We start from the raw sequence: 19,985 nt of genomic DNA on the forward strand, positions 1-19,985 counted from the left end.
TGCGATCCATCGACCCCTTTTCAAGGTCAACTTGGTCCGTCAACCTGGTCCGGCAGCGGCACTTCGCTGATCGCCGTGCTGCTCACAGCGCCTGAACTGTCTGGGGCAGTGTGAAGCACGTTCCGCTTGAGCAGGCTGCCCATGCGCGAGTTCTGCGCCCTCTATGAGCAGCTCGACCGCAGCCCCGGCACCAACGCCCGGGTGGAAGCGCTGCAGGCTTATTTCGCGGCAGTGGATCCAGCCGACGGGGCCTGGGCGCTCAGCCTGTTGCTCGGCAAACGACGCAAGCGCCTGCTCACCGGAAGGCGCCTGCGCGAAATCGCCCTGGCCGCCTCAGCTCTGCCCGAATGGTTGTTCGACGACTGCCACGGCCAGGTGGGCGACAGTGCCGAAACCATCGCCCTGCTGCTGCCCCAGCTGGCGCTGCCCGAAGCCGAGCTGATCGAGCGGCCGCTGGCAGAGTGGATGGGGGAGCGGCTGCCGGCGATCGCAGCGCTTGAGGTTCACGCCCAGGCTGAAGCCGTGCTCAGCACCTGGGCGGGTCTGCCGCCGGGCCAGGCCTTCCTGTTCAACAAGCTGCTCACCGGTGGCCTGCGGGTGGGTGTGTCCACAGGACTGGTGACACGGGCCCTGGCGCGGCTGGCGGGCCTCGAAGAGGCAGAGATCGCCCAGCGGCTCATGGGTGGCCTGGAGCCCAGCGCCGACGCCTTCCGCGCCCTGCTCGCCCCGCTGACGGAGGCGGGGGCGGTGCCGGCGAGTCGGCCCTATCCCTTCTTTCTGGCCAGCCCCCTCGATCCGGCCCAGCTGGAGGGTTGGGATCCAGCCCATTGGCGGGCGGAGTGGAAGTGGGACGGCATCCGCGGCCAGTTGATCCGCCGGGCCGGCACCAGCTTTCTCTGGAGCCGTGGCGAGGAGCTGGTGAACGAGAGCTTCCCAGAGTTGGTGAGCCTGGGTGAGGCCCTGCCGGAGGGCACCGTGCTCGATGGCGAAGTGATCGTCTGGGATGCCGGAGAGGAGCGCCCCGCCAGCTTCGCCAGCCTGCAGCGGCGGCTGGGTCGCAAGAGCGTGGGCGCCAGCCTGCGCCGTCAATGCCCGATGGCCTTTGTCGCCTACGACCTGTTGGAGTCCGGCGGCGTCGACCAGCGCACCGAGCCGCTGCAGCTGCGCTTGGCACGCTTGGAGGAGCTGCAGGTCGCCGTTGACCAGGGTGATCATCCCGAACGGCAACGCCTGCGGATCTCGGCGGGCTTGTCCCTGGAGTGCTGGGAGGAGCTGGAAGTGCAGCGTGGCCGCGCCCGCGAGGTTGGGGCCGAAGGGCTGATGCTCAAACGGCTCGACTCCCCTTACCGGGCCGGCCGCCGACGCGGTGATTGGTGGAAGCACAAACTCGAACCGCTCCATCTCGATGCCGTGCTGCTCTACGCCCAGGCGGGCAGTGGCCGGCGCGCCAACCTCTTCACCGATTACACCTTTGGCCTTTGGAGCCAGCCGCCTGGAACCACTGGCTTTGGCGATGCCGCAAACGCTGGCCCAGGAGAACCAGAGCCCCAGCTGATGACCTTCGCCAAGGCTTACTCCGGCCTTGATGACGCCGAGATCAACGAACTCGACCGCTGGATCCGCCGCCACACCACCGAGCGTTTCGGGCCAGTGCGGGCGGTGGAGCCCCTGCAGGTGTTCGAGCTGGCCTTCGAAGGGCTGCAGCCCTCGAAACGCCACAAGAGCGGCATCGCCGTGCGCTTTCCGCGCATCTCCCGCTGGCGCCGCGACAAACCGGCGGCCGAAGCCGATTGCCTGGCAGGCGCCCTGGCGTTGATGGACAGTGAGCGGGAAGGAAGTGGATCAGCTCGGTAGCGTGTCGCCCGGTAACGGGCAATCTGGCCGCTCAACAATCTGTGCCCAGAGCCTCACTCACCCCGATCGAAGCCTGGTTCGAGCAGCAGGGCTGGCGGCCCCAGCCGTTCCAGCGGCGTTGCTGGCGGGAGTTTCTGGGCGGCCGCAGCGGGCTGATCCAGGTGCCCACCGGCGCCGGCAAAACCTATGCCGCCGTGATGGGGCCGATCGCAGCGATGCTCGCCGAGGCGAAGCGCAACGGCGGAGCAACGCCCACGGGCCTGCGCCTGCTCTATCTCACCCCGCTGCGGGCCCTCAGCCGTGACCTGGCCCTGGCGATCCGCCTGCCTATCGAGGCTATGGGCTGGCCGTTGCGTGTGGGCATCCGCAACGGCGACACCCCCAGCGCCGAGCGGGCACGCCAACTCAAGAATCCGCCGCAGATCCTGATCACCACCCCCGAATCGCTCTCGGTGCTGCTGGCCGGCAAGGCCGCCAGCGCGCTGTTCGGCGCCCTTGACGCCGTGGTGCTCGATGAATGGCACGAGCTGATGGGCAGCAAGCGCGGCAGCCAGAGCGAGCTTTGCTTGAGCTGGTTGCGCCAGCGCCGACCCGAGCTGCGCACCTGGGCGATCAGCGCCACGATCGGCAACCTGCAGGATGCTGCCCGCGCAGCGGTGGGTGCCGCAGGCCAAGAACCAGGCACCGAGCCCCTGATCATCACCGCCAAGCTTCGGCGTGCCACCGAGATCCGCAGCTTGCTGCCCGAGACCATCGACGGCTTTCCCTGGGCCGGCCACCTCGGCCTGCGCATGTACGAGGAGCTGGTGGCAGCCCTGGATCCGGCCGTCTCCACGCTGCTGTTCACCAACACCCGCAACCAGGCCGAGCGCTGGCATCAGTGCCTCCGCTACGCCTGCCCGGAGATGGAGGACGGCCTGGCCCTGCACCACAGCTCCATCGACCGCGGGGAGCGCGAAGCGATCGAAGCGGGCGTCAAGAACGGGATGATCCGCTGGGTGGTCTGTACCAGTTCCCTGGATCTGGGGGTGGACTTCCAGCCGGTGGAGCGGGTGGTGCAGATCGGCTCCGCCAAGAACCTGGCGCGGCTGCTGCAGCGGGCCGGCCGCTCCGCCCACAGCCCCGGGGGCACCTCCCAGGTGCTGTTCATGCCCACCAACGCCCTGGAGCTGCTGGAGCTGAGCGCCCTGCGGCGGGGGCTGGACGCAGGGCTGGTGGAAACGCGGCGTCCGCCTGTGGCCCCGCTCGATGTGTTGCTGCAGCACCTCACCAGCCTGGCCTGTGGTCCGGGGTTCGAGCCCGAGCAGGAGCTGAGGGCGGTGCGCAGCGCCTGGAGCTTCCGCCACCTCGATGACGCCAGCTGGCAGTGGTGCCTGCGTTTCCTCGAGCAGGGCGGCGACTGCCTCGGGGCCTATCCCCGCTACCGCAAGCTCGAGCGCGAGCCGATCGATCCACCTGCTGCCGTTATTCCCAGCGTCATTCCCACCGCCGCGGCCAGCACCCCAGGCGAGCCCCCCTTCCGCTACAAGGTCGGCGACAACGCCATCGCCCGCCTGCACCGGCTCAACATCGGCACGATCACGGCCGATCGTTCGGTCACGGTGAAAGTGGTGCGCGGCGCCAGCCTCGGCCATGTGGAGGAGTCGTTCGTGGCCCGGCTCAAGCCGGGGAATGTCTTTTTCTTCGCCGGCCGCCAGCTGGAGTTCGTGCGCCTGCGTGAGATGACCGCGCTGGTGAAGGCCAGCAGCAAAAAAAGCCAGACGGTGCCGGCCTGGGCAGGCGGGCAGCTGGCGCTCTCCGATCTGCTCGCCAGCCACCTGCGCAGCGAGGTGCACCGTTGCGCCGCGGCCATGGAACAGGAGGATCCGGCCAACTCAGGCCTCGACAGCGCCGAGTTACGGGCCCTCGAACCGCTGCTGCGCCGCCAGGCCGACCTCTCCCGCCTTCCCCGCCAGGATCAGTTCCTGGTCGAAACCTGCCGCAGCCGCGATGGCAGCCACCTGTTCGCCTTTCCCTTCGAAGGGCGCTTCGTGCACGAAGGGCTGGGCTTTCTCTGGGCTGGCCGCTTGACGCGCCATCAGGCCGGAACAATCACCGTGTCGGTGAACGACTACGGCTTCGAGCTGCTGGCACCCCGCGGCTACCCCTTCGCGGAGTTGGTGGAGTGCCACAGCGAGGAGCTGCTCGATGGCGCCAGCCTGCAGGCGGATCTGGAAGCCTCGATCAATCTCTCCGAACTCTGTCGCCGTCGCTTCCGCGTCATCGCCCAGGTGGCGGGCCTGGTGGTGAACGGCTTTCCTGGCCAAAGCAAGAGCGGCGGCCAACTGCAGATCAGCGCCGCCCTGCTCTTTGACGTGTTCGAGCGTCACGAACCGGGCAACCGTTTGCTGGAGCAGGCCAGGCGCGAGGTGATCGAGGAGCAGCTGGAACTGGGTCGCCTGCACCTGGCCCTGGAACGGTTACGGGCCAGCAGCTTGCTGCTGGAGGAAACAGCCCGGCCCGGCCCGCTCGCCTTTCCGCTGCTGGTGGAGCGGCTGAACAACAACCGGATGAGCAGCGAATCGGTGCTGGAGCGACTCGAGCGCCTGGTGGCCGAAGCCCGCCGGGCTGAAGAACGCTGACCGCGATTAAGCCTTACAGAAAGCGGGTCACGTCCTGCTCAACCATGACCAACGACTGATCCGTCTCAGGCTTTCTCCAGGCGCTTGACGATCACGGTCATGAGCACCAACGAGCCAACCAGAACGGCAAGCAGAAAGGCATTGATGATCATGGCTTCAGGTCAATCAGAACGCCATTATCACTGAGGTGATCGTCCCTGCTCGGGAAGGGGTGGTTGGACATGCAGGCAGCGGTCACGCAGCAGGCGGGCGACCGGGAGGTTGAAGCAGGGAGGATCGCTGTCGATCTGGAGCAACCACTCCGCCATCTCCATGCGCAGGGCGTAGGCATCTTCGAAGCGCTCGGCGCGTTCAAGGCCGAGCAGGCGCTGCTCGATCCACTGACGGGTTTCGCTGGGTAACTGGCGTTGGATTCGGCGTCGGCTCATCGGAAACACTCCGGCTGACGCCTGAATCCTGATCGATCAGCGGGCCCTTTGGGTAGCAAGACGAACACATTGGGGCCAACACCTCCAGCGTTCAGATCGGCGCCGCCACCAACCAGCGACCGCCAGCCCCCAGGGCCAGGGCCAACAACCAGGCCAGCCACACCAGCCGGGGGCTGGGCAGCAGCAGGCGCCGCAGCAGCAGCAAGCTGCCGGCTGCGCCGATCAGCAGCACCAGGCTCTGGCAGAAGGCGATCACGTGGGGATCGGCGCTCCAGCTGGGCCAGGGGCCTGGCCACACCCCAGCCAGGCTCACCGGCAACACCATCCCCGCCTCCGCCATGCCGAGCGGAAGATGGCGGGCCAGCAACAGGGCCCAGAGCAGGGGCAACAAGCCATAGAGCCCCAGCCGCAGCCGGCTGGCGTAAAGCGAAGAAGCCGGCAGCGAGGAGGCCAGCAGCCGCAGCGCCAGGAACAACAACGACGGCAGGGCCAGGGCCAGGCAGCCAAAGGCCAGCCGCGGCAACAACGGTCCGAGCTGCAGGCTAGCTGGAGCCAGCGCCCAGCCCCCCAACAGCCGCTCCCAGAACTTCAGGCAGACGCCCCCCGCCAGCACCAGGATCAGCCCGGCTTCCCCCGCCGGTGGCACCATCTCGCGCTGCAGATCGGCGGCGGGAGGCCTCAGGCTCAGTTGCACGGAGCGATGCGGGCAGGCCTGGGCGCAGGTGAGGCAGAGCACGCAGTTGCGGTTGTCCTCGAGGTGAGCCGGGTGGGTGCCAAGCGGGCAGCCCGCCGTGGCCAGGCCCTCCCCATCGGCGGGGCCACCTTTGAAGCAGGCATAGGTGCTGCAGCTGCCGCTGCAGGTGCCCTGCTCGGCGCGCAACTCCAGGATCGAGAGCTTGGCGAACAGGCCGTTCATCCCCCCCACCGGGCAGAGATAGCGGCACCAGAAGCGCTTCTCGAAGCGCAGCGAGCCGATCACAGCTCCCGCCGTGATCAGCAACAGCAGGCAACTGCTCAGCCAGGCGGTGTGCTCCAGATCGGCCAGTTCCTCCCAGAGCAGGATCGCCGCAAAACCAGCCGCGAGGGCCGGTGCGGCCCAGGCATCGGTGTTGCCCCGGGGCCAGGCGGCCGGCTGCCAGCCAAACAGCCGCGCCAGCCGCTGAACGATCTCGCCCCAGACCATGAACGGGCAGAACGAGCACCACAGCCGGCCCACCAGGGGATAACTGAGCAGGATCAAGGGCCACCACCAGGCCCAGAACAGATTGAGGCCACCATTGCTGGCCCGGTCCTGGGGACCCAGCCACAGCCAGAGGTTCACCAGCACGAACACCCAGCTCACCAAGCCGAACAGCAGGCCGTTCCAGAGCCGGGGCGAGCGCATCCACTGGCGCAGTGGCGGCCGCCAGCGCCAGAGATCGAAGCGCAGCCGTTGGGGCCGCGGCGTCAGCCAGAACACCTCTTCCGGCAGGGCCACGGGCTCAAGCGACGCCAGGGCCGAAGCCGGCATCTGGCGCAGGGCCCGGTCCACCAGCCCTTCGAGCTCGCGCACGTTGCCGGGGAAATCATGGATCTGCAGGCGGCGGATCACCTCCTCTCCCACCACCGGCGACACCGCCCAGCCCAGCTTTCGGCTGTACAGCCGCAGCAAATAACGCAGCCACTCGCCCAGGTCCTGGCGTCGCACCCGCAGCGGCGGCACCCGGATCAGGGTGCAGCAGCGATCGAAGCCGGGCAGGGCCGTTTCGGTGGTGAAAAACAGGCGGCCAGCGAAGTTGCGGGGCGTCGAGCCTGGTCCTGGGGCCTGCCAGTCGCCGCTGCGGGCCAGCGTCAACAGGGCCGGCAGCAGGGCGGGATCGACCCGATCGAGCTGGTTGATCAGCAGGCTGCCGTCACCGATGTCATCGAGCAGGGCACCGGCGCCATCGCTGCTGGCACTGCCGAACAGCTCCGCCCCATTACTGCGCAGCAGGGCTCCATCGAGCTGCACCATCAGCTGGCGGCGGGTGGCGGAGCCGAAGTGGATCAGGGCGGCCGCATCGTCCTTCTCCAGGCCGGGCTCACCGGCCATCAGCACCGGTCGCCGCTCAGGGTCGCCAGCCGCCTGGCGGACCCGATCCCTCAGCTTGACGGCGTAGCGGCTGCTGCCGACGATTCCCCGCCGCGCCCGGCCCACCAGGTAGGGAGCCAGGCGGCTGTACCGCTCGGAAACGGGCAGCTGGCCGGCTTCAGGCATGGACAACATCTCCCCCGAACAGCAGGCACCGCCATAGCGACCGAGCTTGCTCCAGCGATCACCCGATTCTGGAGCCTGTTGCCGATGATGGGGCCATGACCCTCACCCTTTATGGCGGAGCCCGCAGCCGGGCCTCGATGCCCCGCTGGTATCTGGCCGAGAAACAGATCCCCTACACCTGGATTCAGCTCGACATGGCCGCCGGCGAACACCGCCAGGAACCCTTCCTCTCGCTCAACCCCTTCGCCAAGGTGCCCCTGCTGGTCGACGAGGGCGCCAGCTCGGCAGATAGCGGCAGCCTGCGCCTGTTCGAAAGCGGCGCCATCCTGCTGTACCTGGCCGACCGCTACGGCCATGAGTTCAGCAGCCCGGCCCAGCGGGCCGAAGCGGAGCAATGGGTGCTGTTTGCCAATGCCACCCTGGCCACCGCCCTGTTCGTCGAAGCCGCGCGCGAGAAGGAGTTCCCACGGCTGATGGCGGCCCTCAACACCCGGCTGGAGGGCGGAGCCCCCTTGTTAGGTGAGGCCTGGGGGGTGGCGGACTGCGCTGTACAGGCCCATCTGGCCTACCTGCCGATCTTCTTCCCCCAGCTCGATCTAGGCGCCTACCCACACGTGCAGGCCAGCATCGAGGCCACCCAGGGGCGTGTCGCCTACCAGGCGGCGATGGCCACGGGCTAATTCGCTGATGGCCAGCCACCATCCCTTCGACTGGCGGGGCCACCGCCTGGAGCTGCTCGGCGCCAAGGCCGTCTGGGATCCGGCCCAGCGGCTGCTGCTGCTTGCCGATCTGCATCTCGGCAAGGCCGAAACCTTCCAGGCCCACGGCATCCCCCTGCCCAGCGACGGCGATCGGGGCACCCTCAATGCCCTTCTGGATCTGGCCCACCACTGGCGCCCCCGGGAGGTGGTGGTCCTCGGCGACCTGATCCACAGCCGCCTCGGCCTCACCGCCGAGCTGCGCCAGAAGCTGGCGGCCCTGCCGGCCTTGCTGGGCTGCCCGCTCAGCCTGATCGGCGGCAACCATGAACGGGGCAGCTGGTTGGCGGGCCTGAGCCAGCAAGCCAGCCTCCAACGCGGTCCGCTCTGGTTGAGCCACATCCCGGAGCAGGCACCGGCAGGGGCCGACGAGCGGCTCAATCTCTGCGGCCATCTCCACCCGGTGGCGCTGGTGGGCTCCGGCAACGACCGGCTGCGGCTGCCCTGCTTCAGCTTCGATGCCAGCGCGCCACGGCTGCTGCTGCCCTCCTTCGGCCAGCTCACCGGCGGCCATCCCTGCGACCCTCGCCTGCCCTGCTGGCTGGTGGCCGACGGTTCCGTTGTGGCCTGGCCGGCTTAAAGCGTGCGGGCCATCGAACGCACCACATCACCGCGGGTGAGCACCCCGGCGAGCTTGCCGGCTTCGAGCACAAACAGGCGCTGGGTGCTGCGGTCGTGCAGCAGCCGGGCCGCCTCGGCGAGGGAGAGCGTGGCCTCGCAGCTGTGGGGATGGTCCCGCATCAGTTCTCCCACCGTGCTGCCCAGCACCTGGTGCACCTGCCTGTCCCAGTCGAGGGGGTTGCGCAGATAGATCACCGCATCGAGCAGCATCACGTAGGGGCCGGCATCGAAGCCGCCCTCCTTCACCATCAGCTCCTGCTCGCTGAGCTCACCGATCAGAACGCCACTGTCATCCACCACCGGCAGACCACTGATGTGGTGATCGCTGAGCAGTTGCACCGCCTCCTGCAGGGGCGTGCTCGCTTTGACGCTCAACACCGGGGAGGTCATCGCCTCTGCCACCTGAATGCTGGACGGGGTGTCGGAAGTCATCGGGGCGGCGCGGCTGCAAGGGTTCTAGGCCAGCGGGAAATCCTGCGGTGCTCGGATACGTCCAGACTGGACGCCCCAACAGCTGATCGGGCGTGTCGCTCCCATCAGATCCAGCAGAACCAGCAGCAAGTCCAGCAGATCCAGCAGCCGGCATGACGGCAGGTGCCCGCCGCTGCCGCGCCCTCGCCGACGGGCTCACCGTGGCCCGTGCCCTGATCGGCCTGCCCCTGCTGCTCGCCCTTCTCGCCGGCCAGGGCGGATTGGCCTGGATCCTGCTGCTGCTCGGCGGCCTCTCCGACTGGGCCGATGGCGCCCTGGCCCGCCGGGCCGGCGGCGGCTCGGCCTGGGGGGCCCGGCTCGATCCCCTCACCGACAAGATCCTGATCAGTGCGCCGTTGCTGTGGCTAGGCGCCAGCGGTGGCCTGCCGCTCTGGGCGGTGTGGCTGTTGCTGGCGCGCGAGCTGTTGGTCTCCGGCTGGCGGGCCGGCCAGGGGGATGGCGGCCCCGCGTCGCGCGCGGGCAAGGCCAAGACGGTGCTGCAATTCAGCGCCCTGCTGCTGCTGCTCTGGCCCACTGGCTGGGGCCCCACTGGCGGCGGCCTGGCCGCGGCCCTTCAGGCCCTGGGCTGGTGGCTGTTCTGGCCCTCGCTTCTGCTGGCGCTGAGTTCGGCGCTGGGCTACCTCAGGCCAGCAAGGCCGCGTCAGCACTGAAATCCGGTGTGCCAGCTGCGCGCAAGGCGTAGTCGTTGGCGTAGCTGTCGGCCAGGGCGCCCTCGGCATCGAACACCGGCGACCAGGCCAGCTCCCGCTCCAGCCGGTGCACATCCACGAGGAAGTGGTTCAGGCGCAGGGGGAAGGCCTTGCGGGCCTTGGGGTCAAGCCCGGCTGGATCGAAGGAGCGGATCTCCACCGCCGCCGGATCCTGGCCGCAGGCGCGGGCCGCCGCGGCCACCAGGCCGCGAAAACTGATCCCTTGGCGGGCCGTGCAGTTGTAGATCCGGTTGGTGGCCGCTTCCACCTCCAGGCAACGGGCCATGGCGATGGCGAGATCGCTCACGTGGCCGAGCTGGGTGATCGTGCTGCCATCGCCTGGCAACGGCACGGGGCGACCGTGCACGATCCGATCAAAGAACCAGCTCTCCACCGGGTTGTAGTTGCCCGGACCGATGATGTAGGTGGGCCGGAAGCTGGTGAAGGGAATCCGCTCGCTGCGCAGCCAATCCTCGGTTTCGAGCTTGCCGGCATGGCGGCTGGCCGGGTCGGTGGGGCTGTTCTCGCTGAGGGGCCAGAGCTCACTGTCGGCGTAAACACCGGCCGAGCTCACATACACAAAGCGGTGCTTCGGCTCGCCGGTTCTCTCGAGCACGGCGCGGCTGTCAGCAAGGGAGCGGCCGCTGCTGTCGATGATCACGTCGAAGCTTCGCCCCTGCAGCGGCGCCAGGGCCTCGGCGTCGCCGCGATCGCCCGCCAGATGCTCCACCCCGGCCGGGACGGGATTCCTGCCGCGGGTGAACAGGGTGAGCTCGTGGCCGAAGGCGAGCAACTGGGCCACCAACGGCTTGCCGATGAAGCGGGTGCCACCCATCACCAGGATCTTCACGGCAGTGGCAGTCGAACGGGGCGCCATTCAAGCGCCGGGGAGGATGGAGTCACCGTTCCATGCGCCTCCCCGCCGCCCGCCCGATGCAAGTCATTCCCGCCATCGACCTGCTCCATGGCCACTGCGTCCGCCTCCACCAGGGCGACTACGACCAGGTCACCCGCTTCAACGACGACCCGGTGGCCCAGGCGCTGCAGTGGCAAGAGCAGGGTGCCGAGCGCCTGCATCTGGTCGATCTCGATGGCGCCAGAGAGGGCGTGCCGGCCAATGACGCGATCATTGGGGCCATCACCAACGCCCTGGCCATCCCGGTGCAGCTGGGCGGCGGCGTGCGCACGGCCGAGCGGGCCGAGGCCCTGCTGAGCTGCGGCCTCGATCGGGTCATCCTCGGCACCGTGGCGATCGAGGAGCCCCAGCTGGTGCGCCACCTGGCGGCCCTCCACCCCGGCCGGATCGTGGTGGGAATCGACGCCAGAGACGGCAAGGTGGCCACCCGCGGCTGGCTGGAGGAGAGCACGATCGAGGCCACCGCTTTGGCCGCCAGCCTCGAAGGCAGTGGTGTGGCCGCGATCATCAGCACCGACATCGCCACCGATGGCACCCTGGCTGGCCCCAACCTGGAGGCGCTGCGCCAGATGGCCGCCGCCAGTTCAATCCCGGTGATCGCCTCCGGTGGGGTGGGATCGCTCACCGACCTGCTTTCTCTGCTGGCGCTTGAACCCCTGGGCGTCAGCGGCGTGATCGTCGGCCGCGCGATCTACGACGGCAGCGTCGATCTCGCCGAGGCGCTGCAGGCGGTGGGCCCCGGCCGTTGGCAGGACCCCCTCTCGCTCAGCGTGGGCTGAAGGTTCAAAATGGCTCAAAGACAGGCTCATGACTCAGCTGAGGAGAGGCCTTCCTAGGGGCCAGAAGGGTTCTGACAAAAGGATTGGGGCGCCGATACAATGATGATCTGGTAGTCATCCATTCCTCTCCGACTTGTTCATTCGTGCCTGCATCGCCACCAGCCACTGTCCTTGAGGACAACATCCAATCAGGCGATGTGAACGAAGCCTTTGGTCGTTGCCGGGATCTGGGCATGCGGCTGAGTCGCCAGCGGCGCATGGTGCTCGAGTTGTTGTGGACGGAGAAGAGTCACCTCAGCGCCCGGGATATTTTCGAGCAGCTCAACAGCCAGGGCCGCAACATCGGCCATACCTCCGTTTATCAGAATCTCGAAGCGCTTCAGTCAGCTGGAGTGATCGAATGCCTCGACAAAGCCAGTGGCCGGCTCTACGGCTACCGCAGCGATCCCCACAGCCATCTCACCTGTCTGGAATCCGGCGCCATCCACGACCTTGACGTCGTGCTCCCGAACGAATTGGTCAGCCAGATCGAAGCGCTCACCGGCTTCGAGATCGAGTCGTACACCTTGCAGCTCAGTGGCCGCCGCCGGGCTTGACACCCCGTCCGCAGCGCCCCTGCCCTGGCGAGGGGCTGGAGAAAACCGCCCAGGCTGGTTACCTTGACGGCATTGGCCTGCCCAGGAGCGTGATCGAAGCCCCAGAGCCCGCCAGTCCAGGCCCCGGCGGTGGCCCCCAGCTGCTCCTCTTCGCCGAACCCCTCCAGCGCGAGGGCCTGCTTCGTCTGCTGGGGGCCGAGGCCAGCTCGTTCCGTCTGGCCATCAGCCCCTCCGAGCTCGCGGGCGCTCCCCAGCTGGTGCTCTGGAGCCTGGCTGCACCGCTTGAGCCCGCCACCCTGTTGCGGGAACTGGAACAACTCGAGCAGCGCTGGCATCCGGCCCCCCTGCTTCTGCTCCTGCCGGCCATGCCGGCCTGCAGCCGCGACTGGTTGCTGCAATTGCCCGTGGCGGGTCTGTTGCAGCAACCCGACCCCGACCAGGTGGGCGCCGCCGTGGCCACGCTCCTGGCCGGTGGCCGGGTGCTCGACCTGCGCGGCGGCGGCAACAGCGAAGCCACCCCTGGAACCTCTGCCAAGGCAATGGGCGCGATCGGAGCGGGCCAGGGGCTGGGCCAGTCGTTGCTGCAGAGCGGCCTGCAGCAGATCGAGGCCGAGCTGCGGCTTTGCCGCCGTTGGCTCAGCCCACCACCGGAGAACCTGCTGCTGGCGGCCTTGCTGGAAGGCCGGCTGCGGGAACTGGCGGCCGCCCGTGCCTTCCTGCTCTGGCTCTGGGGACCCCTCAGCCTGGCCTGGGGGGCACCGGAGCCGGGCGAGGTGGGGTTGCCGCAACCGCCTGCGAGTGGCAGCACGGCGATCACCCTGCGCCAGCGCACCGCCGAGGGGGTCTGGCAGGCGATCCAGGGCCGGCTGGCCAGCGCCAGCGGCTGTGATCAGGAGGGCGGCAGTGCCCTCACATCCCAGGCCGATGGCGCCCTGTTTGCCCTGCAGGGGCTCAGCCCCGAGCGCCGCCGCGATTTGCTGATGGCCTTGCTGGGCCAACTCGATCACCTGTTGCAGCGCCTGCGCCAGGAGCGGCTGCGTGGCGACGAGCTGCAGGGTCGCTGGCTGCAACTCCAGCCCGAGCTGCGCCGCCACGCCCTGCGCCAGATGGCTGGGCCCTACGTGCAGCTGCCCCAGCAAGGGGCCTTGCTGCCGGTCGCCGACACCCTCAGCGGCCAGAGCGATCTGCTGCTCAACGATCCCGAGCTTCCCCCCTGCCTGCCGATGCTCGCGGCCCTGCTCAACGCCCAGCCCCTGCTGGTGGAGGGACGGCTGCTTGCCCCGGACGAGCCCCAGGCCCTGCTCCACCTAGAAGCTCTCGTGAGCAACTGGCTGGTGCGAACCGCCGAGCTGATCAGTGCCCAGGTGCTGGCCTGCTGCGGCGACTGGCCGGAACTGCGCCGCTACCTGCTTGTGCAGGAGCTGCTGGCCACCCGCAGCCTGGAGCGGCTGCGCAACCAGCTCAATGCCCGTCAACGCTGGAGCGAGTGGTTCGAGCGACCGATCCAGCTCTACGAAAGCCGCCGGCTCATCTACCGCCTGGAAGGGGGATCGATCAAGCCCTTGCTGCTGACCGAACCCCGCGACCAGGAATTGCGCCAACTGGGCTGGCTGCAGCAGGCCGTCACCCTGGCGCTCGAAAGCCGCGATGCCCTCGCCCCCCAGCTCCAGGCCCTGCTGCGCCGCCTCGGCGATCTGCTTGTGGTGGTGCTCACCCAGGTGGTGGGCCGGGCGATCGGCCTGGTGGGCCGCGGCATTCTGCAGGGCATGGGCCGCGGCATCAGCAAGCCCTGAATGATCCAGGCCCTGGCTTCTGGCCGGGCTTCGCCGGGCCTTCTGGCGGAGAGGCGCCGGCCGGGCGTCACAATGGCTCCCATTCCCCTCTGGTTGCCCGGTTGCGCGTGCCCCCTGGTCTTGTCTCCTTCTCCAGCCAGCGGCTTGGCCAGCTGATGGCCCGGCTCTCGGGCCTGCTGCTGCTGCTGCTCCTGCTGGCGGCTGCGCCGCAGGCGGCCGAGGCCGCACTCGAGACCAACAGCTACGACGGCAACATCTACGCCCTCTATGCCGGCAACGGCTCCCTGGTGCCGCCCCGCAGCAGCCTGGAGCAGGCGCTGGCTGATCACCGCGCCGCCGTGGTGGTCTATTACCTCGATGACAGCGCGGACAGCAAGCGCTTCTCGCCGGTGCTCAACGAGCTGCAGCGGCTCTGGGGGCGCAGCGTCGAGCTGATCCCCCTCACCACCGATGCGCTTCAGAACCGTCAGGAGACGGGCCGCACCGATCCCGCCCACTACTGGAAAGGGGACATCCCCCAGGTGGTGGTGTTTGACCCCACCGGTGATGTGGTCTTCGATGACAGCGGCCAGGTTGACATCGACGCCATCAACACAGCCCTGCGCGAGGCCACCGGCCTCGATCCGATGGCCGGCGCCGGCCTTAGCACCACCCGCAGCTTCAACGAACTCAACAGCGAAGTGGTTCCCGCCGGCTGATGGGTAGCGCCAGCCCGCAGCAGCGGATCGAAACCGACAGCCTCGGGGCGATCGAGGTGCCAGCCAGCCACTACTGGGGCGCAGAGACCCAGCGCTCCATCCATTTCTTTGGCTATGGCGAGCGGATGCCGGCGGCGATCGTGCGGGCGTTCGGCCAGCTCAAGGCGGCCTGCGCCGAGGTGAATGCAGCCATGGGTCTGCTCGCCCCTGAGCAAACCGCAGCCATCGTCGCCGCGGCCGAGGAAGTGGCCAGTGGCGCCCTCGATGGCGAATTCCCCTTGCGCGTCTGGCAGACCGGCTCCGGCACCCAGACCAACATGAACGTGAATGAGGTGATCGCCAACCGGGCGATCGAGGCGATGGGCGGCGTTCTGGGCAGCAAGACCCCGGTGCACCCCAACGACCACGTCAACCTCAGCCAGTCGAGCAACGACACCTTTCCCACCGCCCTTCATATGGCCGTGGCCGTCGAGATCGACCAAGGCCTGATCCCCGCGATCGGCGCCCTGATCGAGGCGCTGCGGCAGAAGGAAAGGGCCTTTGCCGAGGTGATCAAGGTGGGCCGCACCCATCTCCAGGACGCGGTTCCCCTCAGCCTCGGCCAGGAATTCTCCGGCTACCGGGCCCAGCTGGAGCAAGGCCTGGAGGCCGTTCAGCTGTCCCTGCCCAGGCTGCGGGAGCTGGCGATCGGCGGCACGGCGGTGGGCACGGGCCTCAACGCCCCCGCCGGCTTCGGTGAGGCGGTGGCGGAGCGGCTGAGCCAGCGGCTGGGGCTCCCTTTTGGCAGTGCTCCGAACAAATTCCAGGCCCTCGCCGGCCACGAACCGCTGGCCGTCACCCACGGCGCCTTCACGGTGCTGGCCGGCTCGCTCCTGAAGATCGCCAACGACATCCGTTGGCTGGGCAGCGGCCCGCGCTGCGGCCTCGGCGAACTGGTGTTGCCGGAGAACGAACCGGGCTCCAGCATCATGCCGGGCAAGGTCAATCCCACCCAGTGCGAAAGCCTCACCATGGTGGCCATTCAGGTGATGGGCAACAACACAGCGGTGCAATTCGCCGCCAGCCAGGGAAACTTCGAACTCAACGTTTTCAAGCCCCTGCTGGCCCACAACCTGCTGGAGAGCTGCGCCCTGCTCTGCGGGGCCTGCAACGGCTTCCGCCGCTTCTGCATTGAGGGGCTTGTGGCCAACACCGCCCGCATCGAGACGCTTCTTGATCAGAGCCTGATGCTGGTCACGGCCCTGACACCGGCGATCGGCTACGACCGGGCCTGCCAGATCGCCAACCATGCCCACCAGAACGGGCTCAGCCTGCGGGAGTCCGCCCTGTTGATCGGCCAGATCAGCGCCGAGCAGTTCGACCACTGGGTGCAGCCCAAGCAGATGGTGATCAGCGCACCCACCCGGCTCACAAGCCAGGAGGGCCACTGACCCAAAGCCAGGCCCCTGGCAGCGGCCTGACAGGGACAGGAGTTGGGGCTGGTGGTTCCATCACCCATGACAGAATCCGTTCGGTCGATTCGTCTTCACCCTTTCATGTCGATTTGCCCGGTGCCTCGCCTTCGCATGGGCCTGCTCGCAGGGGCAGCCCTGATCGCCGTTGCCTTGCCAGCGGACGGGGTCGCCCAGACCCCGACAATGCAGGCACCGGCTGAGAAGACCGCAGAAACGCTCATTTACAAGCTCGAGACCACCTGCAGCCTCAAAGGTGCCGAGCCGGTCGACTGCACCGTCGATGCGATCGACACTGGAGACGCCACGGTGTATCGCCATCAGATCGGCTCGCGCTCGGAAACGATCCGCATCAGCGAAGAACCGATCCGGATGTCCCGCTGGATGCCCGCTGGCAAGCAGTGGGTTTCGCTCGAGCAGGCCGGTGCCCGACTCTCCACCAACACGATCTGCTTCAACGGCCTCGATCTCTGTGTGGTGAACCCCAACTACCTCAACAGCATCACCGAAGACAATCCCACCGCCATGGACGGCAGGGATCTGGTGCGGGTCTTCTTCGCTGAGGATGGGCGCATCAACACCACCTGCTACGACGAAGGCTGCGAGCGGATCAAGAAATGAAGCTATTCAATGGACTGGGCAGCGTGATGCTCAGCGGTCTTCTGCTCGTCCCGGCCGGGGCAGGCCTGGCCGTTGATCGATCGTCCCACCTGAGCCTGCCAGGGGTGGCCAGTGACAGGCCTGAAACGGCTGAATCCAGCAGCTCCAGCACCACCTGATCGCCAGGGGCGGTGGCGGCCGGGGAGGCGGTGGACGGGGCGGCAGCCGAGGTAGCCGGGGCGGGCGGCGGCCGGTCCAGGGGATCCGGGAGTGGCTCCCGCACGGGATTCCACCAGGCCAGCGGATCGCTCAACCGCGGATCCTCCAGGCCCAGCGGCGGCTGGAACAACAAAGTGAGCAGCGGCAATCGCGGCAGCAGTGGCAACCGGCCCAGCCTCAATCGCCCCAGTGGCAACAACCGCCCCAGCACCGGTAGCCGCAACTCCAACCGTCAGGGCAATCGCGGGCAGAACGCCAACTTGAACCGGAATGTCAACCGGAATGTGAGTCGGAACGTCAACCGCAACGTCAACCGCAACAACAACTGGAACGGTCGACGGGTGAACGTCAACAACGTCAACGTGCGGCCAGGCTGGGCCAGGCCGGGTTGGGGCGTTGCCCGGCCCTGGAACCACGGCTGGTATGGCGGCTGGTCCACCCCGTCTTGGGGCTGGTGGGGTGCAAGGGCGGCTACGTGGGGGGTCGGGACCCTGGCCACCGCAGCGATCATCAACAATGCCGTCGATAACGCCGTCTCCAGCAACCAGACCTACATCGTTGTGCCCAACAGCGATTACCAGTTGCTTTATGGCAGCGTGCAGCCCTCCGGCACCGATGTGGTCAGCTTCGCGGTAAATGAAAACGGTGAGACCTACCAACTCTCAGCCGATTGCAATGCCGGATTGATCGACGGCCAGGAGCCGCAGAGTGCCGATGAAGCCGAACTGCTCAATGCCGCCTGTCAGGTGGCCTTCGGCTCGGCCTGATTGAAATCCTGATCCGGGGCCAGAGGCTCTGCCCTGGATCGGGCCAACGCTTACGCTCCCGCTGATTCCGGTTGCGCCAGTTCCGCTTTGCCCTTCCTGTCTTCACTGTTCTCGGTCGCCTTGATCAGCGCCGGCTTCTTCGGCCTTGCCCTCCTCTGGCTGGAGTTGCGACACCGGTTGCGGCCCGCCTCTCCCTTGCGTCTCTCCGTCGCCGACTGGTCCGTGACCACGGGCGCCAGCGAAGCGCTGGTGGAGGGGCTGGTGAGGATCCATAACCCCCATGCCCGCATGGAAGTGATGGTGCCGGAGCTGCTGCTCAAGCCCACCCTGCTGGGACGCGCCAACCTCGCCGGGCTGCAGCTCTCCACCGAGGTTCTGGCCGAGCATCCCGATGAAAAGGCCCGCCCGGACGGCTATTGGGCCGCCTACATCGTCAAAGGAAAAAAAACCACCCAGGCCAGGCTGCGCCTCCACATCAAGGCGCCAGCCGGAGCCAATGCAGCCGGAACCAATCTCGCGGCCCTGCTCGACACCCTCTGGCTGGAGATCCTCTGGATCAACTACGGCCCCTTCGGCCGCCTGCAACGCCGCGATGGTGTGCTGGTCCCGCTGCGCAAGCCCGAACCGCTCGATCCCGGCACCGCCCCCTGGCGGCAGGGGGAAGGCTGCTCGGTGTTGCCGGTGCCCACCCACTTGCTCGGGGTGCTCGACGATCCAGCCGAGGTCTTGCGCCGTTATGCCGGCGGAGTGCTCCGGGCCGGGGACATCCTCACCATCGGTGAAACGCCCCTGGCGGTGATGCAGGGCCGTTACAACCATCCCGCCATGGTCGAGCCCTCCGGCCTGGCCCGGCTGCTCTGCCGCGCCTTCCATCCCACCAGCAGCCTGGCTACAGCCTGCGGACTGCAGACCCTGATCGACGACGTCGGTCCAGCCCAGGTGCTCGTGGCCTGGCTGGCCGGGCTGGTGCTGAAGATTCTGGGTAGCAAAGGCTGGTTCTACCGCCTGGCCGGGGAGCAGGCCCGGCTGATCGATGACATCACGGGCACCACGCCCCCCTACGACCAGACGATCGTGCTGGGCCCCAGCCAGCCCGAACAAACCTGCCGCGAACTCGCCGCCGCCCTCGGGGTGCCGGTGGCGGTGGTTGATGTCAACGACCTCGGCCGGGTCAAGGTGCTCGCCTCCAGTGAGGGCTGCGATGAAGGGCTGCTGCTGCGAGCCCTTCGGCCCAATCCGGCCGGCAACGCCAACGAGCGCACGCCGCTGGTGGTGGTGCGGCCGGCCTGAGCTGCGGCAAGCAGGGGGCTGCCGATACAGTTCAAGTAGTGGACGTATTTTGTGCATCACCCATCCCCCCATGGAACTTCGGGAGGTGATTCACCCGCCCAGTCTTCGGATCTCAGGATTGAGCCGTTGCAGGGCTGGACTCTGCCCCTGCTCCAGTCCGCCGCATTTGTCGATCTGCAGCCGCTGCTGCAGCGGTCGCTGCTGCTGAAGCAACCGGAGCGCCTGCTCAGTGCCCTGGTCAGCCGGCCTCCGCTGGCCCCTGAGATTCTCCTGGCCTTCCTGAACCCCCAGAAGATTCTGGGTCTCGTCGTCGTGCGCCGCCTCAATCGCAGCGGCAGCTGCTGGGGGATCGAGCAGTTGAGGGTCTGCGAGCAGGCCCTCGAGGAGCCAGGCAATCCCAGCGAGCGGCAGGTGGAAGCCGCCATGCTCAAGGAAGCCCTGCATGGTCGTTTGGGAGCGACCAGCTGGATGGCTTCCGCCGGCACCTGCCAGCTCGATCGCCTCGCCCTGCTGCGGGAACAGGGGTTTCAACCGCTGCGCCAACAGACCATCTGGACGTGGCGAGCGGCTCGGCTGCAGGCAGGGGCCGATGGCCTTCCCGCCGACCTCCAGCTCAGCTCCTTGAACAGGCGCACCGCTCCCCTGCTCTGGCATCTGGAGCAGGCGGCCTGCCCGGCCCAGCTGCGCCAACTTCTGGATCGTCGCTGCGAAGACCTGCTGGATCAGACCCAGGGCACTGGCCTGCTCTGGGTCGACCCCACACGTCAACAGGCAGTGGCTGGCGTTCGCCGTCTCCGCCGGCATGGTCAGGCCCCGCACGAGCTGGAAGTGACCCTCCATCCCGGCTGGTCCCATCTGCTGGGAGCGCCCCTGGCTCGCATGCTGGCCCAGGTGGCAGCAGGGGCCCATCAGGTGCGGCTGCGCAGTGACACCAACGACAGCGACCGGGGCCGCTGGCTGCAGGACCTCGGCGCCGTTGCCGAGGGTGAGGAATTGTTGATGGGCCGCAGCGTCTGGCGGCGCCAGGAGCATCTGGAGCGAACCGCCGCCTCCCGCTGGCGGTTCGACACCGTGCTCGAACCGTTCAAGCCCCGCCGCAGGCCAGTCCCGACGCCGTTGTTGCCCAACCATGGACTTCGCCGTGAATCCGCCGTGCTCAGCTCCAGCCGTTGAGCCC

19 protein-coding genes are annotated in these 19,985 nt (G+C 68.0%); 15 read left to right on the forward strand and 4 right to left on the reverse strand.

Going from position 1 to position 19,985, the window contains the following annotated elements; genetic code table 11:
• Positions 1-141 precede the first annotated feature (141 nt).
• Together ACXMDM_RS12445 and ACXMDM_RS12450 are read left to right on the forward strand one after the other, a co-directional pair.
• Positions 142-1,854 carry an ATP-dependent DNA ligase gene (locus ACXMDM_RS12445; protein WP_071799822.1) on the forward strand — a complete coding sequence of 571 codons (1,713 nt, stop codon included), beginning with the start codon at positions 142-144 and terminating at the stop codon, positions 1,852-1,854.
• A gap of 41 nt (positions 1,855-1,895) precedes the next feature.
• Complete coding sequence (locus tag ACXMDM_RS12450) at positions 1,896-4,475, forward strand: ligase-associated DNA damage response DEXH box helicase (protein ID WP_071799823.1); 2,580 nt, start codon at positions 1,896-1,898, stop codon at positions 4,473-4,475.
• A 179-nt stretch (positions 4,476-4,654) separates the two neighbouring features.
• Here ACXMDM_RS12450 and ACXMDM_RS12455 read toward each other — a convergent pair whose 3' ends face one another.
• Both ACXMDM_RS12455 and ACXMDM_RS12460 read right to left on the reverse strand, forming a co-directional pair.
• A complete protein-coding gene (locus ACXMDM_RS12455) occupies positions 4,655-4,903 on the reverse strand; it encodes a DUF8673 family protein (protein ID WP_071799824.1) in 249 nt (82 codons plus the stop codon).
• A gap of 91 nt (positions 4,904-4,994) precedes the next feature.
• On the reverse strand, positions 4,995-7,139 hold the full coding sequence (locus tag ACXMDM_RS12460) for an AAA-type ATPase lid domain-containing protein (protein ID WP_071799825.1): 2,145 nt from the start codon (positions 7,137-7,139) through the stop codon (positions 4,995-4,997).
• Between the two features lie 95 nt (positions 7,140-7,234).
• On the opposite strand from ACXMDM_RS12460, the gene ACXMDM_RS12465 reads away from it, so the two are divergent.
• Both ACXMDM_RS12465 and pdeM read left to right on the forward strand, forming a co-directional pair.
• A complete protein-coding gene (locus tag ACXMDM_RS12465) occupies positions 7,235-7,819 on the forward strand; it encodes a glutathione S-transferase family protein (RefSeq protein WP_071799826.1) in 585 nt (194 codons plus the stop codon).
• Between the two features lie 7 nt (positions 7,820-7,826).
• Complete coding sequence (gene pdeM, locus ACXMDM_RS12470) at positions 7,827-8,477, forward strand: ligase-associated DNA damage response endonuclease PdeM (RefSeq protein WP_071799827.1); 651 nt, start codon at positions 7,827-7,829, stop codon at positions 8,475-8,477.
• On the opposite strand, the gene ACXMDM_RS12475 is transcribed toward pdeM, so the two are convergent.
• Positions 8,474-8,908, reverse strand: a complete 435-nt coding sequence (locus tag ACXMDM_RS12475) for a CBS domain-containing protein (RefSeq protein ID WP_071801851.1) — start codon at positions 8,906-8,908, stop codon at positions 8,474-8,476. The genes pdeM and ACXMDM_RS12475 overlap by 4 nt on opposite strands.
• A 194-nt stretch (positions 8,909-9,102) precedes the next feature.
• On the opposite strand from ACXMDM_RS12475, the gene ACXMDM_RS12480 reads away from it, so the two are divergent.
• Positions 9,103-9,660 (forward strand): CDP-alcohol phosphatidyltransferase family protein, encoded by a 558-nt coding sequence (locus ACXMDM_RS12480; protein ID WP_071799828.1) that lies wholly within the window; start codon positions 9,103-9,105, stop codon positions 9,658-9,660.
• Here ACXMDM_RS12480 and ACXMDM_RS12485 read toward each other — a convergent pair.
• Positions 9,632-10,549 carry an NAD-dependent epimerase/dehydratase family protein gene (locus ACXMDM_RS12485; RefSeq protein ID WP_071801852.1) on the reverse strand — a complete coding sequence of 306 codons (918 nt, stop codon included), beginning with the start codon at positions 10,547-10,549 and terminating at the stop codon, positions 9,632-9,634. The two genes, ACXMDM_RS12480 and ACXMDM_RS12485, sit on opposite strands and share 29 nt — an antisense overlap.
• Before the next feature lie 83 nt (positions 10,550-10,632).
• Here ACXMDM_RS12485 and hisA point away from each other — a divergent pair, with 83 nt between their 5' ends.
• The 10 genes from hisA to ACXMDM_RS12535 all read left to right on the forward strand — a co-directional run bounded on the left by hisA (position 10,633) and on the right by ACXMDM_RS12535 (position 19,981).
• Positions 10,633-11,394: a 1-(5-phosphoribosyl)-5-[(5-phosphoribosylamino)methylideneamino]imidazole-4-carboxamide isomerase gene (gene hisA / locus ACXMDM_RS12490; RefSeq protein WP_071799829.1), complete on the forward strand. Its 762-nt coding sequence runs from the start codon at positions 10,633-10,635 to the stop codon at positions 11,392-11,394.
• A gap of 233 nt (positions 11,395-11,627) precedes the next feature.
• Positions 11,628-11,990 carry a Fur family transcriptional regulator gene (locus ACXMDM_RS12495; RefSeq protein ID WP_083544595.1) on the forward strand — a complete coding sequence of 121 codons (363 nt, stop codon included), beginning with the start codon at positions 11,628-11,630 and terminating at the stop codon, positions 11,988-11,990.
• Positions 11,987-13,783 (forward strand): DUF3685 domain-containing protein, encoded by a 1,797-nt coding sequence (locus tag ACXMDM_RS12500; protein ID WP_233830948.1) that lies wholly within the window; start codon positions 11,987-11,989, stop codon positions 13,781-13,783. Before ACXMDM_RS12495 ends, ACXMDM_RS12500 begins: the two co-directional genes overlap by 4 nt.
• A gap of 155 nt (positions 13,784-13,938) precedes the next feature.
• Positions 13,939-14,481: a thylakoid membrane photosystem I accumulation factor gene (locus tag ACXMDM_RS12505; RefSeq protein ID WP_071801854.1), complete on the forward strand. Its 543-nt coding sequence runs from the start codon at positions 13,939-13,941 to the stop codon at positions 14,479-14,481.
• Entirely contained in the window at positions 14,481-15,911 is a 1,431-nt protein-coding gene (gene fumC, locus ACXMDM_RS12510) for a class II fumarate hydratase (protein WP_071799831.1), read from the forward strand. Before ACXMDM_RS12505 ends, fumC begins: the two co-directional genes overlap by 1 nt.
• 120 nt (positions 15,912-16,031) lie before the next feature.
• The gene (locus ACXMDM_RS12515) at positions 16,032-16,553 is read left to right on the forward strand and encodes a hypothetical protein (protein ID WP_186437646.1); all 522 of its coding nucleotides are present in this window, start codon (positions 16,032-16,034) and stop codon (positions 16,551-16,553) included.
• Positions 16,550-16,711 carry a hypothetical protein gene (locus tag ACXMDM_RS12520; RefSeq protein WP_186437647.1) on the forward strand — a complete coding sequence of 54 codons (162 nt, stop codon included), beginning with the start codon at positions 16,550-16,552 and terminating at the stop codon, positions 16,709-16,711. The genes ACXMDM_RS12515 and ACXMDM_RS12520 overlap by 4 nt, the downstream gene beginning before the upstream one ends.
• Before the next feature lie 12 nt (positions 16,712-16,723).
• Positions 16,724-17,518 (forward strand): hypothetical protein, encoded by a 795-nt coding sequence (locus tag ACXMDM_RS12525; RefSeq protein ID WP_499569732.1) that lies wholly within the window; start codon positions 16,724-16,726, stop codon positions 17,516-17,518.
• An 87-nt stretch (positions 17,519-17,605) separates the two neighbouring features.
• Entirely contained in the window at positions 17,606-18,808 is a 1,203-nt protein-coding gene (locus ACXMDM_RS12530; RefSeq protein ID WP_399253066.1) for a F420-0:Gamma-glutamyl ligase, read from the forward strand.
• A gap of 126 nt (positions 18,809-18,934) precedes the next feature.
• Positions 18,935-19,981 carry a hypothetical protein gene (locus ACXMDM_RS12535; RefSeq protein ID WP_233830955.1) on the forward strand — a complete coding sequence of 349 codons (1,047 nt, stop codon included), beginning with the start codon at positions 18,935-18,937 and terminating at the stop codon, positions 19,979-19,981.
• Positions 19,982-19,985 lie beyond the last annotated feature (4 nt).

The sequence above is a fragment of the Synechococcus sp. CS-603 genome, assembly GCF_977929215.1.